At 62.2% G+C, this 15,259-nt stretch carries 14 protein-coding genes; 5 read left to right on the forward strand and 9 right to left on the reverse strand.

Going from position 1 to position 15,259, the window contains the following annotated elements:
- Nucleotides 1-4 precede the first annotated feature (4 nt).
- From NKI37_RS10935 to NKI37_RS10965, 7 genes are all read right to left on the reverse strand, one after another.
- Nucleotides 5-826: a sugar phosphate isomerase/epimerase family protein gene (locus NKI37_RS10935; RefSeq protein ID WP_352787650.1), complete on the reverse strand. Its 822-nt coding sequence runs from the start codon at nucleotides 824-826 to the stop codon at nucleotides 5-7.
- A gap of 39 nt (nucleotides 827-865) precedes the next feature.
- Nucleotides 866-1,708 (reverse strand): carbohydrate ABC transporter permease, encoded by an 843-nt coding sequence (locus tag NKI37_RS10940; RefSeq protein WP_023726308.1) that lies wholly within the window; start codon nucleotides 1,706-1,708, stop codon nucleotides 866-868.
- A 4-nt stretch (nucleotides 1,709-1,712) separates the two neighbouring features.
- Nucleotides 1,713-2,609: a carbohydrate ABC transporter permease gene (locus tag NKI37_RS10945; RefSeq protein WP_023699786.1), complete on the reverse strand. Its 897-nt coding sequence runs from the start codon at nucleotides 2,607-2,609 to the stop codon at nucleotides 1,713-1,715.
- A gap of 139 nt (nucleotides 2,610-2,748) precedes the next feature.
- Nucleotides 2,749-3,996: an ABC transporter substrate-binding protein gene (locus tag NKI37_RS10950; RefSeq protein WP_352787653.1), complete on the reverse strand. Its 1,248-nt coding sequence runs from the start codon at nucleotides 3,994-3,996 to the stop codon at nucleotides 2,749-2,751.
- A gap of 115 nt (nucleotides 3,997-4,111) precedes the next feature.
- Nucleotides 4,112-5,257, reverse strand: a complete 1,146-nt coding sequence (locus tag NKI37_RS10955) for an ABC transporter ATP-binding protein (protein ID WP_352787656.1) — start codon at nucleotides 5,255-5,257, stop codon at nucleotides 4,112-4,114.
- A gap of 89 nt (nucleotides 5,258-5,346) precedes the next feature.
- Nucleotides 5,347-6,297, reverse strand: coding sequence for a PfkB family carbohydrate kinase (locus NKI37_RS10960; RefSeq protein WP_352787659.1), 951 nt, complete (start codon nucleotides 6,295-6,297; stop codon nucleotides 5,347-5,349).
- Nucleotides 6,298-6,300: 3 nt separating this feature from the next.
- The gene (locus NKI37_RS10965; RefSeq protein ID WP_352787662.1) at nucleotides 6,301-7,101 is read right to left on the reverse strand and encodes a beta/alpha barrel domain-containing protein; all 801 of its coding nucleotides are present in this window, start codon (nucleotides 7,099-7,101) and stop codon (nucleotides 6,301-6,303) included.
- A 161-nt stretch (nucleotides 7,102-7,262) separates the two neighbouring features.
- Between NKI37_RS10965 and NKI37_RS10970 the strand changes: the two genes are divergently transcribed.
- From NKI37_RS10970 to NKI37_RS10980, 3 genes are all read left to right on the forward strand, one after another.
- Entirely contained in the window at nucleotides 7,263-8,024 is a 762-nt protein-coding gene (locus NKI37_RS10970) for a DeoR/GlpR family DNA-binding transcription regulator (protein ID WP_023724284.1), read from the forward strand.
- A 255-nt stretch (nucleotides 8,025-8,279) separates the two neighbouring features.
- Nucleotides 8,280-9,425 carry a Gfo/Idh/MocA family protein gene (locus NKI37_RS10975; RefSeq protein ID WP_352794435.1) on the forward strand — a complete coding sequence of 382 codons (1,146 nt, stop codon included), beginning with the start codon at nucleotides 8,280-8,282 and terminating at the stop codon, nucleotides 9,423-9,425.
- Between the two features lie 14 nt (nucleotides 9,426-9,439).
- Nucleotides 9,440-10,426, forward strand: a complete 987-nt coding sequence (locus tag NKI37_RS10980; RefSeq protein WP_352787668.1) for an alpha/beta hydrolase — start codon at nucleotides 9,440-9,442, stop codon at nucleotides 10,424-10,426.
- Here NKI37_RS10980 and NKI37_RS10985 read toward each other — a convergent pair.
- A complete protein-coding gene (locus tag NKI37_RS10985) occupies nucleotides 10,407-11,471 on the reverse strand; it encodes a LacI family DNA-binding transcriptional regulator (protein ID WP_352787671.1) in 1,065 nt (354 codons plus the stop codon). The genes NKI37_RS10980 and NKI37_RS10985 overlap by 20 nt on opposite strands.
- 225 nt (nucleotides 11,472-11,696) lie before the next feature.
- On the opposite strand from NKI37_RS10985, the gene NKI37_RS10990 reads away from it, so the two are divergent.
- A complete protein-coding gene (locus NKI37_RS10990) occupies nucleotides 11,697-13,082 on the forward strand; it encodes an FAD-binding oxidoreductase (RefSeq protein WP_352787674.1) in 1,386 nt (461 codons plus the stop codon).
- Between the two features lie 585 nt (nucleotides 13,083-13,667).
- On the opposite strand, the gene NKI37_RS10995 is transcribed toward NKI37_RS10990, so the two are convergent.
- Nucleotides 13,668-14,312, reverse strand: coding sequence for a YjbE family putative metal transport protein (locus tag NKI37_RS10995; protein ID WP_023754010.1), 645 nt, complete (start codon nucleotides 14,310-14,312; stop codon nucleotides 13,668-13,670).
- Between the two features lie 257 nt (nucleotides 14,313-14,569).
- Between NKI37_RS10995 and NKI37_RS11000 the strand changes: the two genes are divergently transcribed.
- On the forward strand, nucleotides 14,570-15,211 hold the full coding sequence (locus tag NKI37_RS11000; RefSeq protein ID WP_352787677.1) for a ThuA domain-containing protein: 642 nt from the start codon (nucleotides 14,570-14,572) through the stop codon (nucleotides 15,209-15,211).
- The last annotated feature ends 48 nt before the right edge of the window (nucleotides 15,212-15,259 follow it).

A 15,259-nucleotide genomic window follows, 5' to 3' on the forward strand; every position in this document is an offset into this window, starting at 1 on the left:
CGTCTCAGGCTCCGTAGCCGCGCATTGTCTGGCGGTTGGTTTTGACGGCGCCGGCAGGGTCGGCGGCAGCCGTTTCGGATTCTTCCTCCAGCACCAGCCAGCCGTTGAAATTGGGTGCAGCACCAGCGATCTCGATCACCTTCGCCGTGTCACAGACGCCCTTGCCGAGCATCGCCCAGGTTCCATACGCGTCGACATCCTTCAGATGCAAATAGCGGATGCGGTCGCGATAAGTGGTGAGCGTATCCGCCATGTCCTGGCCACCGCGCAAGATGTGGCCGGTGTCGGGCACCCAGCCCACCAGCGAGGCGTCGAGCAGCCCGAAGATGCGGTCGTAGTCGGCGCGGTCGAACAGCAGCGTATTGTGATGCGAGCTTGGATGCACCGCGACCTGGACGCCGGCCTCGCGCCCGAGCTCGCCGGCTTTGTTGTAGACCTCGGCGGCGATGGCAAACTTGCCGTCGCGCGGCCCGTCGGAAACGATCGTGGCCGAGCCCATCGACACCAGCGCGCCGGGAAAGGCGGCGGCGAAGTCGATCCAGCGTTTGGCGGTCTCGAGGTCGGCGCCGATCTCATCCCTGAGCGTGAAACCGCTCTTCGAGCCGAAGGCGAAGGAGACGAGCGTCAGTCCGGATGATTTCAGCGCGGCCGCGAACTCCGCCGGCTTTTCGGCATAGCGGCCGATCATCGTCTCGGTGATCTCGATGCCGGCATAGCCGCCATCGGCGATCGCCTTGAGCAGATCGTCCGGGCCGCCGGCGAAGCGGTCCCCGAGCATTTCCCAGGTAAAGGTCTGGCAGCCGACTTTCAGGTCTTTCACGGTCATCCTTTCATTCCTTGATTCCACCTCCGTTCGAGGGATACCCTACTTGACCGAGCCCGCGGTCATGCCGGCGAGGAAGAACCTCTGGGCAACCAGGTAGATGACCAGCAGTGGCAGCGAGCCGAGCACGCTCATCGCCATCATCTGGTTCCATTCGAAGGCGTGTTGTCCCATCAACAGCTGGATGCCGATCGGGACGGTGCGCATGGACGTCGACTTCGTTAGCGTCAGCGCAAAGAGAAATTCGTTCCAGCACAACAGGAAGGTGTAGACCGACGTCGCCACGATACCAGGCAGTGAAATCGGGACGATCACCCGCCACAGTGCGGTCCAACTGGTGCCGCCGTCGACAGCCACCGCTTCATCGAGGTCGCGGGGCAAGGTGTTCAGATATCCCGTCATCAGCAGGATCGCATAGGGCAGCGTAAACACCAGATAGGTCAGGATCAGCGCGACATAGGTGTCGAAGATGCCATACGAGACGACAAGCCCGAAGAACGGGATCAAAAGCGTGATCGGCGGGATCGTCTGCGTGCTGATGATGAGCGTGTTGAGGCTGCCCTTGCCGCGAAAATTGAAACGGCTGAACCCATAGGCCGCCAGCAAGGCGATCAGCACCGTCAGCACGGTCACCGCTCCAGCCACGAAGTAGCTGTTGAAGAAGAAGCGCAGCTTTACCGGATCACCAAGGATGGCCGCATACGCTTCCAGCGTGAAGGCCTTCGGCAGGACGGTTGGTGGCAGGGCAAAGATTTCGGTGTTCGACTTGAACGAGCTGCTCAGCATCCAGTAGATCGGGAAGGCCGCGAAAAAGAGCCCTGCGGCAAGCGCGACATGGAGCGCGGCGGTGATCAGCCTGTCTTTGGGCGTGTGCCTTTTCCTCATGTGACTACCGAGCCTTTTGATAGCGGATGTAGAACAGCGTCAGGCCGAGAGAGATCAGCAGGATGACCACGGCGCTCGCCGAGGCCTGCGATAGGTTGTAGCTCGAAAACGCCAGCTTGTACGTGTAGGTGCTGAGGACCTCGGTCGAGTAGATCGGACCGCCACCCGTCGTTATCCAGATCAATGGAAAGACCTGCATGGTCCAGATGAAGTCGAGCAGCGAGATGCTGATGATGATCGGCATCAGCTGCGGAATGGTGATGAAGATCAGCTTCTGGTAGGCCTTCGCGCCGTCGATATCGGCGGCCTCGTAGAAATCCTTGGGAATGCCCTGCAAGCCTGCGAGCAGGCTGACCATGAAAAGCGGGTAGCCCGCCCAGATATTGGCGAAGGTGACGGCGTGCAGCGCGGTCGCGGGCGAGGAAAACCACTCGACCTTGGAACCGATGATGCCGATCTGCATGAGAACACTGTTCACGACACCATTCGGCTCAAGCAGAAGGCGCCAGATCACCGCGATAATCACCGCGGTGAACAGCCAGGGCAGTATGTACAGCACGCGCAGGATGTTGCGCAGCGTCGGATTGATGCGGTCGCTGTTCAGCATGAGTGCGAAGAGCATGCCGATGGTCATATGGAAGACGACACTCATGCAGGTGAAGTAGAGCGTGTGCCACAGCGAGGCCCAGAACACCGGATCGGCAAAGATCGCCTGGTAGTGTTTCAGTCCGGCAAAGGACGGGTCGCGACGCAGCACCGCGCTGTTCTGGAACGAATAGCCAATCACCGTCACCATCGGCAGCAGCATCAGAAGGCCGATTATGAGGAGCGATGGTGACAGATAGAGATAGGGTGCGACCGCTCGTTTCAGTCGATGGTGGGAGCGCTTCTGCCCGGTCATGTGCGACCCCTGGGATGTGCCTTCAAGAGGAAGGTGCGCTTCAAAAACAGGTCCATCTCAAATTGCCGATCCGTTGTTGACGGGTGGCCTGGCCGAGGCCGGGCCACCCGGTGGAAGATAGCAAACGGGCAATGGCCGCTCAGAATTTCGCCGTCCAGCCCTTTTGAGCGTTGGTTGCGGCTTGTTCCGGAGACTGCTCGCCGGCAAGCATCTTCTGAACCTCCACGTCGAACTGGGTCATCAGGTCTTCAGCCACCGGCAGGCCCGTGAACTCGTTGGCGAGATAGCCGGTCTTGAAGATTTCGAAAGCCTTGGCGAAAGCCTTGTCCGAGGTCACGAAATCGGGCTTGGCGTTGACGTTGCCCGGGAAGGCATTTGCAAGCGACACGAGCTTGGCATTCACCTTCTCGCTCATTAGATATTGGACGAGCTTCCAGGCTTCATCCTGATGTTTCGAGGCGGCGGAGATGCCGATGCCCCAGGAGGCGTAGGGAAGGCCGCGCTTGCCGCTGTAGTCCGCCACGACCGGGACCGGGATCAGGTCGAAGTTCAGCTTGGGATTGCGTTTGCGGATGAGGTTCACATGCGCAAGCGAGTCGATCATCATTCCGACCCGATCGTTGACGAATTCCTCGACCTTCTCCTGCTCGGTCTTGGTGGCAATGCCGGGCGAGATGACGCCGGCGTCGTTCAGTGATTTGACGAAGGTGAGCATATCGACGACCGGCTTGCCCTCGAGAGCCGGCTTGCCTTCAACCATCATCGATTGGCCCGAGGCCCAGACCCACGACATCAGGTCGTTCTGGACACCGGACGGCGTTTGCAGCGACAAGGGCAGCACCCAGCCATACTGGTTCTTGTCGGCGTGGGTCATCTTCTTGGCGGCTTCGAGAAACTCCCCGCGGGTCGACGGCAGCTTGGTCACGCCTGCCTGGGCGGCGAGGTCCAGATTGACGAAGACCGGATAGACGAACGAAGCCACGGGAAACATCACCGCCTTGCCGTCCACCTTGATGATATCCGCGACCTGGGTCTTGTCGAACCCGCTCGCATCCATCATCGGGTTCATGTCGGCCAGCGCACCCTGCGCGTTCAGATTGTTCACCCAGGCGCCGTCGAGACCGACGACGTCGCTAAGCGTTCCGGTTGCGGCGCCGACCGAGATCTGGTCTCGCGTGGTCGCATAGGGACCGCTGACCAGCGTCACCTTGATGCCGGGGTTTGCAGCCTCGAAGTCGTTCATGATTGCCCTGAGCGATCCCGCCGGCAATTCGGGCTCCCACCATTGTGTGAATTCCAGCGTCGTGTCCGCCATGGCGCCGGTTGCACCAAGCAACCATGCGGCCGCGGCTATTTTCAGCATCGCGGGTCGTATCCGAAACATCATTTTCTCCTCCTTCTTCAAGATCGGCCGCACAATGCGGACGGTCGTCTGTTCATTCAGAAGCCTTCTTGTATCTTCCGCAGGCACCTCGCTCCCGCCCGCGGTCTTCCGCAGATCTTCAGATCGCCAGATGCGTTTCGGGATCGAAGAAATGGAACTTGGCATCATCCACGGCCAACCGGATTTCCGAGCCGGAGCGGACGGCGCTGATCGGCTCGAACCTCGCCACCGCGTTCGACGCCAGGCCGAAATCGTCCACCGCATCCGGATCGCCGGAGTCCACCCGGACCGCGTCGATGTTCATGTGGACGATCTGTTCGGAGCCGAGTTCCTCGATCGAGGTCACCCTGGCCGGTATCGTCTGATACTTGCGACCGGATTCAAGGCTGCTGTCATAAAGATCCTCCGGTCTGATCCCGAGCACGACCTTGCGCCCCGCATACGACCTCAAGGCCGGCCTGCGCACGAAGGCTGCATCCTGCAGCCGGACGGCGAAGTCGCGAAAAGCGAGCTCGCCGCCCTTCAGGGTCGCCTCGAAAAGGTTCATCGAAGGAGAGCCGATGAAGCCGGCAACGAAGGCGTTAACCGGCGATTCATAGAGCCTCTTGGGTGTGTCGACCTGCTGCAGCACACCGCCTTTCAACACCGCGACTCTGTCGCCCATCGTCATCGCTTCGATCTGATCGTGGGTCACGTAAATGGTCGTGACGCCGAGCTGCTTTTGCAGGCTGGTGATTTCGGCGCGCATTTGCACACGCAGTTTCGCATCCAGATTGGAAAGCGGCTCGTCCATGAGAAAGGCGGCCGGCTCGCGCACCATGGCGCGGCCCATGGCAACCCGTTGACGCTGCCCGCCTGACAGGTTCGCGGGTTTGCTGTCCAGCAAAGACGTCAGCTGAAGAGTTTTGGCGATCTCGTCCACGCGCTTCTTGCGCTCGGCCTTCGGCTTGCCTGCCAGCCGCATCGAAAAGGCGATGTTTTCGGATACCGTCATATGCGGGTAGAGCGCGTAGCTCTGGAAGACCATCGCGATGTCGCGGTCCTTGGGCGGCATGTCGACGACGTCGATGCCGCCGATCCGAAGGCTGCCGCTGGTGATGTCTTCCAACCCCGCGATCATTCGCAACGCCGTGGATTTGCCGCAGCCCGACGGCCCGACGAGAATCAAGAACTCGCCGTCCTTGACCGATAGGTTCAACTGATCGATTGCGCGAAAACTGTTCCCGTAAGTTTTGCAGATATTCTCAAGAATGACTTCTGCCATATTCCTCCCTCCACAAGTATAAGCCCCGATTTTTATGATTCTCCTGGGCTTGTGTTCGCCTGCGAAATGTTTCCTCGGATCGTTTCAGTTCATGCTCCAGCATCGACATGCGCATTTTTCAGTTGGACTACTGACGGCGCGTTCGCCGATGCCAGGAGTTGCGTGACCTGGTCCTCGGTCGGAAGCGCCTCGCGCCCGCCACGCCCCGTTATCGAAACGGCCGCCGCCGCGGCCGCGAATGCCACCCGGCCCGCAGTGTCGGCTCCGCGCGTCAACGCATGGGCATAGGCGCCATGAAAGCAGTCACCCGCGCCTGTGGAGTCGACGACCGCAACCCGGTGCGGGGGCAGGTGCCAGAGACCTGTCTCTTCACGGCCGCGATAGTACACACCCCTGCCTCCATCGGTCAGAACCACGGCGGATCGGGATGGCAACCACAAGGCATCGAGCATCTCGGCAGGCGATCGGCGCCCCGTGGCAGTCCGTGCAAAGCTAAGTGGAAGAATGAGATGGTCGCAGAGCGCGATCAGCCGCTCCGTGGCGGGGCCGCTGCTCCATTCGATATCGCCGAGGATCGCAAGGCCGAGATCGCGAGCCCGAGCCACGACATCCAGCGACCCGGTCGCATAGCTATCTACGATCAGGACGGTTGCGCGGCTGAGGATATCGTCCGGAAAGTCCGGAGCGGTGCCCAGCATCGCATCGTCGTCATACGCGATGAACCTTTCCCCGTCCGAGCCGACGGTGATCCGCGAGTGCACCGGGCGCGCGTCGGGATGGCGCGGCGCGAATGCGGTTTCGATACCGCTCGCCACGAGATCGAACTGCACCGCGTCGTCCGCGGCACTGGCCAGCCATCCGACGAACCCGGCGGTTCCGCCGAGCCGCGCGACGGCGGCCAGCGCCGTCGCGACATTTCCCCCGAAGGCGCGGGTACTTTGCAGAACCTTACCCTTGCCCGCCGACAATGGCTGATCGACGTAGACGATGTCGTCGATCGCAATAGCGCCGAAGCCGAGGATCGAGGGGATGGTGGGCATCGTTCAGGCACCCGCCTTCGCCAGGGCGTCTTGCGCCGAAAGGCCGTCATGGATGACGCCGCGAAAGGCAAGCGCTGCCTTCTCCGGATCGCCGTGCCCCCAGAGATTGCGGCCGACCACGGCGCCGCGCGCGCCGGCACGGATGGCATCCGCCGTCTGCTGAAGCGCGCCGAGCAGCGTATCGGTCTTTGGACCGCCCGCGATGACAACCGGCACCGGGCAGGTCCGGACGGTCTCCCGGAACGACTCGAAATCGCCGGTGTAGCCGATTTTGATCACGTCGACGCCGGACTCGTAACCGATGCGCGCCGCATAGGCGATCTCGTCGGGGGTGAAGACGATCTTTGCTCCGTCGGTGAAATCGCGAGGGTAGATATGCGCCACCACAGGCATGCCGTAGCGGGCCGCCGCATTCACCGAATCGGTCAGCCAGCGTATGTATTTGCCCTCCGTCGCGCCGCGCACCGGAATGGCCACGGCCAACGCATCGGCCCCCGCGCGCACCGCGTCCTCGGGCGTTGCGATCAACTCGCTGATGCGATCGTCCGCAGTGAAGCAGCCCGCCTGAATCACCAGGGAAGCTTTGCCCGCATATTGCGGCCACAGATGGCGCGCGGTGCCAGGCTGGATGCTGACGTAGTCGGGTTTGCCCGCCATGACGCGTGCGAGCGCACCCGGCAGGTCGGCAAGGCCGCCTTTGCGCACGTCGCCATAGCCGACGAAGTGGTCGACCGCGCCGCCAAAAAGGTTCCCCGATGGATGCGAGAAGAGGCGCGCGAGGCGCACCCTGGTTCCTAGGCTCATGAGTCCAAAATTCCCTGATCGGTTGATTTAAAAATGCCAAATCCAGTGTTTCCGAAAGAAAAAAGAAAAACAATCTTTCGAAACCTTTCGAATCTGCATATTTCCGGTAAGGTGAGCCGAGGCCAGGGCGATTGCCTGGCCCGGGAAGGCAAGGCAGGGCAATGTTGTCGGAGCAGAGACGCCAATCGATCCTGGGCGAGGTGCAACGCAGCGGACAGGTTCGCATCAAGGACCTGTCGGACGGGTTTGGCGTCTCGGAGGTCACGGTGCGCTCCGACCTCGAAATACTGGACCGCAAGGGACTGCTGACCAAGACCCGTGGAGGGGCGGTGACCCGGACCACCGATTCGACGACGGCCGCGTTCGCGCGGCGGATGCAAACGAACCTCGACGCAAAGAAGCGCATCGCCCGGGCGGCGCTCGACCTTTTCGAGCACAACCAGTCAGTCATCTTCGACGGTGGCTCGACCTTGATGCAGCTTGCCATGCAGTTACCGCCGCTCAGCAATGTCGTGGTCGCGGCCACGGCCATGAATATCGTGCAGCATCTTATGCATCGTCCCGGGCTCGACGTTCATATGATCGGCGGCCGGGTCTATCCCGACACGGTGAGCACGCTGATCACCGATGCCGATACGGCTCTCGGCGGCCTGGTAGCGCATCAGGTCTTTGTTGGAGCGCATGCGATAGACTCGTCACTGGATGTGGTCGACGTGAACGAAGACATGGCGCGAACGAAGCGAAACCTCGTTCGCATGGCCCGGCGCGTTGTCCTGCTCGCCGATTCGAGCAAATGGGGCGTCAGCGGGACGTCCAAGGCATTTTCGCTGTCGGCCGTCGATGTGGTGATCACCGACGATGGCCTGCCCGGTCCAATACGCAGCGAGCTTGATAGGATCGGGGCCAAGGTGATCTATGCCTGAACCCATCCCGGTCTCTGATGCGCGACGGAAAGCGCGCATGACCCACGGGCTTCGCAGCGGCCGTCGGCCGTTTTTCATGCCGGTCATGTTCTCCTCCTCACGCTGGCGGCCTCCCAATCCTGCGCCAGAACTCTCACATGCTCTATAAAAATTTTACGCGCGTCAACATTTAAAGTCCTGTATAGCGGATTGCGGGGGGTCGTGGGAACTGCAACGGTTGCGCAGCATGCCCTTGGCTTGAGAGGAAAGCTGGAAATGCACGGATCAGAGACAAAGCTCGGCATCGGTGTCATCGGCTGCGGCAACATCTCGATGACCTATCTGCGCAATGCAGCGCTCTTCGGTGGTGTCGAGCTACGCGCCTGCGCCGACATTTCCGCTGACATGGCTGAGCTGCGCGCCAGGGAATACGGCATCCGCGCCCTGGGCGTTGACGCGCTGCTGGCCGACCCCGATATCGACCTCGTGCTGAACCTGACAATCCCCGCGGCGCATTTCGACATTTCGTTGTCAGCGCTCTCGGCGGGCAAGCATGTCTTCACCGAAAAGCCGCTGGCAACCTCCGCCGCCGACGGCCGCCGCCTTGTCGCCGAGGCCGCGAAGCGCGGCCTGCTGATCGGCTCGGCGCCGGACACATTCCTGGGTGCAGCCGGCCGCCGCGCGCGCCGGCTGATGGATGACGGCGCCATCGGCAAGCCGGTGACCGGCACCGCTTTCATGATGGGGCGCGGCATGGAGCATTGGCATCCCAATCCGCAATTCTATTATCAACCCGGCGGCGGTCCGGTGTTCGACATGGGTCCCTATTACCTGACCGTGCTGGTCAATCTGCTCGGGCCGGTCGAGCGCGTCATGGCGATGGCGACGCGCGGCCAGGAGGAGAGGCTGATCACGGCCGACGGGCCGTTCAAGAACACGACATTCAAGGTCGGCACGCCGACCAACATAATGTCGCTGCTCGAATTCCGTTCCGGCGCCACCGTCACCTTCGGCGCCTCCTGGGACGTGTTCAAACACTCCAACCATCCGATCGAACTGCACGGCACCGAAGGCTCGCTCAGGCTACCCGATCCCGACACGTTCGGCGGCACGGTCTCGCTGTCGGAACGTGGCGCCGATTGGGCCGATTTCGCCAGCAAGAACGAACTCTACGGCGCCCGCAACTGGCCCTATGCCGCGCCCGACCGTGCCAATTACCGCATGCTCGGCGTCGCCGATCTGGCGCGCGCGCTGGACGCGGGCAGAAAACCGCGCGCCTCGGGCGAGCTGGCGCTGCATGTGCTTGAGATCATGGAGGCGATCCTGGCCTCGGGCGAAAGCCGCGGCTCCGTCGCGGTCAACGGCACGGTCGACCAGCCGCCGCTGCTTGGCGAAGACGAAGCGGCAAGCCTGCTTGCCTGACGGGAGATTCGTCCGTGACATCGCCACCGTCCCTGTCGACACTCGATTCGGAGGCCCGGCATTTGCTCGAGCTCGGCAGCCAGGCCGGCGCGCCGCCGTTCGAAACGGGAACGCCTGAGCAGGCGCGCCGTGCCTACAATGAAGGCTTCCCGACCCTGCAAGGCGAGCGCGAGCTGGTCGCGTCGATCAGCGAGCGCATCATTGCAGGACCCAGCGGTCCGCTGAGGCTCAGGATCTATCGCGGGCAGGGCGCGCCTTCGGCAGGCGCTCCGGCGCTGCTTTATCTCCATGGCGGCGGCTGGGTGATCGGCAATCTCGACTCGCATGACGAGATCTGCCGCTGGTTCGCCAACGAGGCGGGCGCTGTCGTCGTTTCCGTCGACTACCGGCTGGCGCCGGAACACAAATTCCCGGCGGCAATAGAGGATTGCCGAGCGGCACTTGCCTTCATGCAAAGCGCCGCGGACGAACTCGGCATCGACGCTGCCCGCATCGCGGTTGCCGGCGACAGCGCCGGCGGCAATCTCGCCACGGTGCTCGGCCTGCTCACGCGGGGGGACAAAAATCCGCCGGCAGCGCAGCTTCTGTTTTATCCCAACACCGATGCCGGGCAGACGTCCGACAGCTATCGCCGCTTCGCCGCAGGCTTTGGCCTGACCGCCTCGACCATGGCCTGGTTCCGAGATCACTACATCCGCGACGCCGCCGACATCGTCGACTGGCGCATCTCACCGCTGAAGGCGGATAGCCTCGCCGGCGCGCCGCCCGCCTTCATCGCCATCGCCGGTCACGACATCCTCGCCGACGAGGGCGAGGCCTATGCCAGGCGTCTGCACGAGGCCGGCGTGCCGGTCGTGCTGGAACACTGGCCCGGTCAGATCCACGGCTTCGTCTCTATGGGCCGTCACGGCCCGGCAGCGAGACAGGCGGTTGCCGCCGCCATTGCCGCGTGGCTCAGCTTCGATCCCGCCTTTGGAAATTTCAAGCGGACTGACGCATGACCAGGGCGGCGTCAAGGCTGACCTTCGGCGCGACGTTCGCCCTATCCTCGTTGAGCAAAGCGAGCAATGTCTCGACGCTGCGCCCCGCCATGGCGGCAAAATCCTGCGCGATGGTGGTCAGTGCGGGGCAGGTGTAGCGGCTCAGCGGATGGTCGTCATGGGCGGCGATACGCAGGTCGCAATCGGCCTTGCGGCCGATCTTCAGCCCTTTCGCGAAGGCTGCCGCCATCACGCCGAAAGCCAGGCGGTCATTCGCACACAGTATGGTCTTGCCGGGCAGACCTCCGGTCTTGCCGGACAGACCTCTGGTCTTGCCCGGCAGGCCGCTGGCCCCGAGCATCTGTTCCATCTGCTCGTAGCCGATGCGCTCGAAATCCCATGTGTAGTCTCGGGTGTTGCCGATAACCACCGGGTCCTGGCCAAGCTGATGCATCGCGGCGATGTAACTGTTCAGGCGCTCCGGCGAATTGTGATTGACATGCGGGATATCGAAATAGACCGGGGCGTCGCCGGAGCGGCAGAGATAGTCGACGATGGTCGAGACGCTCTGGGCATTGTTGTTGCCGACAAAGGGCGTGCCGCCTTCGAGATAGGTATCGAAATAGACGACCGGCATTGTCTGGGTCAGCTTCTCCAGCGCGCGCCGGTCCGAGCGCAAGCCGAGCGGCGCGATCAGCGCGCCCGAAACTTTCAGCGACAGGATGGTACGTGTCGCCTCCATTTCGAGCTCGGTTGAGCCATGCGAGGAGATGACGATCGGCCAGTAGCCCTCGTCGCGCAGCCTGAGCTCGATGCGGCTGACCATTTCGGAATAGAAGGGATCGGTGACCGTCGGTACGACAATGCCGATGGCGCGGGTGCGCTTGCGGTTGAGGTTGCGGGCAAACAGATTGGGCTGGTAGTCGGACGACCGCAACGCCTCTTCGATGCGCTTGCGCGTTGCCGGCTTGACGCTGGTCGGATCGTCGAAATATTTCGACAGCGTCGGCCTGGAGACGCCGCAGGAGCGGGCGAAATCCTCCATCGTCTTGTGCGTCATTGGCATTCAATCCTCGTCTGGCACGCGCCAGAACCTCGGTCATCCCTTGACGCTGCCCACGGTCCTGCAGCCGGCGCGTCCGCCACGCAACGGCAGACGAAATTTACAGGAAACGTCAGTGGGTTCAACGCGCAATGACAGATTATACCGTGCGTAAATTTGTTCAATTGACGCGAAAATTGTCGCGCATCAAAGTCTCGGTCACAAAGAGCGCTGAAAAGTCCAGGCACCATGACACAACAGATCGATCGGCTTCTTTCCCAGCTATATCGTCGGCTCGATGCCGCCGCGATTGTGATCGGCGATGCTATCGATCCGCGCTATGGCGACGACCTCTCCGGCAAGGGCGGCGGCCAGCCCGAACTGGTCTTGCGTCCGCGCAACGCCGCCGACGTCGCCGAAATCCTGCGCCTATGCAGTGGTATCGGCCAGAAGCTGGTCGTCCATGGCGGCCGCACCGGGCTGGCCGGCGGCGCGCGCGTGCAGCCGGGCGAAGCGGTGCTGTCGCTGGAGCGCATGACCGCGGTCGAAGCGCCCGACCGCGCCGCGGCAACCATCATCGCGGAAGCCGGCGCGCCGCTGCAAATGGTGCAGGAAGCGGCCGATGCGTCCGGCCTGATGTTCGGCGTCGATATCGGCGCGCGCGGCACGGCGACGGTCGGCGGCAACATCGCCACCAATGCTGGCGGCATTCGCGTGCTGCGCTACGGCATGTACCGCGCCCAGGTGCTGGGGCTGGAGGCCGTGCTTGCCGACGGCTCGATCCTGACTTCGTTGCGTGGCCTGGCCAAGGACAATTCGGGATACGATCTCAACCAGCTTTTCATTGGCAGCGAAGGCACGCTGGGCGTGGTTACTCGCGCCTGCCTGCGGCTGCATCCCAAGCCCGCCACCGAGGTTGCCGCCTTTTGCGCCCTTGGCTCGCTGGAGGCGGCGATTGCGTTGCTGGGGTTGCTCAAGCAGCGGCTCGGGCCCTTGCTTTCGGCCTATGAGGTAAACTTCTCGCCGCTCTACGGCGCCATGATTGCCGGCATGGCGGCGCCGGCGCCGCTGCCTGTCGGCGCGCCGGTCTATGTGCTGGCCGAGATCCAGGGCAGCCAGGCCGAGCTGGACGGCGAGCGTTTCGCTTCGGTGCTGATGCAGGCGGTCGAGGACGGCATCGTCGACGACGTGGTCGTCTCGCAGTCGCCACGCGAATTCCGTGCGCTATGGGATGTGCGCGAAGAGGCTAACCGATTCCTGTTTGCGATCGAGGGAATGCTCGGCGTCGACATTAGCATCCCGTTGGCGGCAATGGCGGATTTCCTGCGCAACGCCGAAGCCGCGATCCACGCCGTCGACAGCAGCGCCGAGATCTACGTCTTCGGCCATCTCGGCGACGGCAATCTGCACTATCAGGTCGACACCACGGAACCGGCCGCCGCCTATGAGATCATCTATCGCGGCGTTGCCGCATGCGGTGGCGCCGTCTCGGCCGAGCACGGCATCGGCCTCGACAAGAAGAAATGGCTGAACCTCGTGCGCAGCGACGCCGAGATATCAGCCATGCGCCGGCTGAAGGTGGCGTTCGATCCGCACAACATTCTCAACCCAGGACGGATTTTCGACATCGCCTGACTATAGCTTTTCTGTCGCTAAGACCAGTTACTCATAGGGTTCCAGCGCTTGTGGCTCACGCCAGCGATAAGGCTGTGTCGCCCTATGGTGCCTACGGTATCGCCTGAGATTTGCGGCAGATACGACCGAAATCGGCTCGCTGCAAATTTCGACAAGGGAATCATGCCAGAGAGGGCTGTCCCACGCGAACGGAACGTCCCCCCAAAACAGAGTTATTGGTCTCTCTAACCCTTGAACGAGCGTAAACTCGCACACTGTTCCAAGGAAACGAAACGCTCGCTTATGACGGAAGCGTTTCAGAGGCATCTCCTCGAAACGAGGAAGGTCCTGAAGCGCCCTATCAAACTCTGTGAAATTCTCGTCACAATAAAGCAGATCGATATCACCATGCAGGGATGGCGCGCGCAAACCAAGAACTTCCTCCGCCCAACCTCCGAAAAGGTGGCACGCAACTCCAGCCTTTCGCAGGGTGGCGACGACGATGGCCACTTTTGCACTGGTGTTGTCCATCATTCTCCCAAAGCGGACAGATAGCGGTTGGTAGATTCTAAGGCTGAAAAGTCACGAAAGACCGCGCATGCACCGCTAGCTTGCAGCTGGCGAGAGCAGCGCGTGGAAGTCGACCGTTCTCATTTGCTCGATGCCGTCCAGAGTCATATTTCCCGCGACATAGACGATGATCGCCAGACCGAGCCAGCCGATCCAGCGATACCTGGCAAGTAGCGCCGCCACCAGCGTCGAGGCGACCGCCATCAGAACCACCGACAGGATGAGACCGAACACCAGCGCATTCATGTCGTGGGCGGCGGCGCCCGCCACGGCCAGCACATTGTCCAGCGACATCGAGACATCGGCGACGACGATCTGCAGGATCGCGGTGCGCAGCGCCTTGGCCGGCCGCGCCGTCGCAAGTGCTGCGGCTTCAGTGTCGACGTCCTCGCCGTCGCCGGCCGAGCGCAACTCCTGGAACATGTTCCAGCACACCCAGAACAAAAGCATGCCGCCGACCAGCATGATCCCAGGAATTTCCAGCAGCTGCACCGCGATCACGGCAAAGACGATGCGGATCACCGCCGCCGCGGCAATGCCGGCGATGATCGCCTTCTGCCGCAACGCCTTGGCGAGGCCTGCGGCCGCCATGCCGATCACCACGACATTGTCGCCAGAGAGCACAAGGTTGATGGTGATGACTTCCAGATAAGCGGCGACAGTCGTCTGGTCGAAACTCATAAAGCGGTCTCCCCGGAAGGCTCCGGCTGGTTGCGGGCGCATCGGACCGATGTCTGCGCAAACGCGAAGACAGCTGATTTGAGTGCAGCCCGGTATTGAAACAAGACGCCAGCGCGGCCAATCGGTCCTCATCCACGGAATTCATCGCCGGTTCGTGATTTCCGACCAGAAATGCCCGTCCCAGAATGCCCATCATGGAAGGAAGACAAAAGCGTTCCGCTTGCCTATCAATATTGCCGACCAAAGGAGAGACGAGCATGAGCAAGACGGCACTGATTTTCTGGGGCGGATGGGAGGGTCACACGCCGGCCCGCAGCGCCGCTGTCGTCAGCGAGATATTGACCGGGCATGGCTTCGAGGTGCGGATAGAAGAGGGCACATCGGCGCTCGCCGATCCGCAGCTCCCGGCCATCGATCTGATCGTGCCGGTGATCACCATGTCGACGATCGAGAAACCGGAGCTGCAAAACCTCACCGCCGCCGTCAGCGGCGGAACCGGCCTTGCCGGGTTCCACGGCACCATGGGCGACAGTTTTCGCAACGAGCCGGCCTATCAGTTCATGACCGGCGGCCAATGGGTCGCGCACCCCGGCGACATCATCCACTACCGTGTCGACATCATCAGCGACGATCCGATCGTCAGGGGTATCGAGGGTTTCGCCTACCATTCCGAGCAGTATTACATGCATGTCGACCCGAGCAACGAGGTGCTGGCGACGACGACGTTCAGCGGTGAGCATCTCGACTTCATCGACGGCGTCGTCATGCCCGTGGTCTGGAAGCGCCGCTACGGCAAGGGCCGCGTCTTCTTCAGCGCGCTCGGCCACACCGCGGATGAGTTTTCCGTCCCGCAAATGCGCACCATCTTCGAGCGTGGGGTGCTGTGGGCCAGCCGATAACCGGGGCCTGTCCGAGCAAGCAACGGCGATATCACGCCTCCGCTACTC

This window comes from Mesorhizobium sp. M0626 (genome assembly GCF_040320665.1).
GTDB lineage: Bacteria > Pseudomonadota > Alphaproteobacteria > Rhizobiales > Rhizobiaceae > Mesorhizobium.

Excerpts from the sequence above, each read along its gene's own strand:
- NKI37_RS10935 (WP_352787650.1), bottom strand. The coding sequence starts at position 826 with ATGACCGTGAAAGACCTGAAAGTCGGCTGCCAGACCTTTACCTGGGAA.
- NKI37_RS10940 (WP_023726308.1), bottom strand. The coding sequence starts at position 1,708 with ATGAGGAAAAGGCACACGCCCAAAGACAGGCTGATCACCGCCGCGCTC.
- NKI37_RS10945 (WP_023699786.1), bottom strand. The coding sequence starts at position 2,609 with ATGACCGGGCAGAAGCGCTCCCACCATCGACTGAAACGAGCGGTCGCA.
- NKI37_RS10950 (WP_352787653.1), bottom strand. The coding sequence starts at position 3,996 with ATGATGTTTCGGATACGACCCGCGATGCTGAAAATAGCCGCGGCCGCA.
- NKI37_RS10955 (WP_352787656.1), bottom strand. The coding sequence starts at position 5,257 with ATGGCAGAAGTCATTCTTGAGAATATCTGCAAAACTTACGGGAACAGT.
- NKI37_RS10960 (WP_352787659.1), bottom strand. The coding sequence starts at position 6,297 with ATGCCCACCATCCCCTCGATCCTCGGCTTCGGCGCTATTGCGATCGAC.
- NKI37_RS10965 (WP_352787662.1), bottom strand. The coding sequence starts at position 7,101 with ATGAGCCTAGGAACCAGGGTGCGCCTCGCGCGCCTCTTCTCGCATCCA.
- NKI37_RS10970 (WP_023724284.1), top strand. The coding sequence starts at position 7,263 with ATGTTGTCGGAGCAGAGACGCCAATCGATCCTGGGCGAGGTGCAACGC.
- NKI37_RS10975 (WP_352794435.1), top strand. The coding sequence starts at position 8,280 with ATGCACGGATCAGAGACAAAGCTCGGCATCGGTGTCATCGGCTGCGGC.
- NKI37_RS10985 (WP_352787671.1), bottom strand. The coding sequence starts at position 11,471 with ATGCCAATGACGCACAAGACGATGGAGGATTTCGCCCGCTCCTGCGGC.
- NKI37_RS10990 (WP_352787674.1), top strand. The coding sequence starts at position 11,697 with ATGACACAACAGATCGATCGGCTTCTTTCCCAGCTATATCGTCGGCTC.
- NKI37_RS10995 (WP_023754010.1), bottom strand. The coding sequence starts at position 14,312 with ATGAGTTTCGACCAGACGACTGTCGCCGCTTATCTGGAAGTCATCACC.
- NKI37_RS11000 (WP_352787677.1), top strand. The coding sequence starts at position 14,570 with ATGAGCAAGACGGCACTGATTTTCTGGGGCGGATGGGAGGGTCACACG.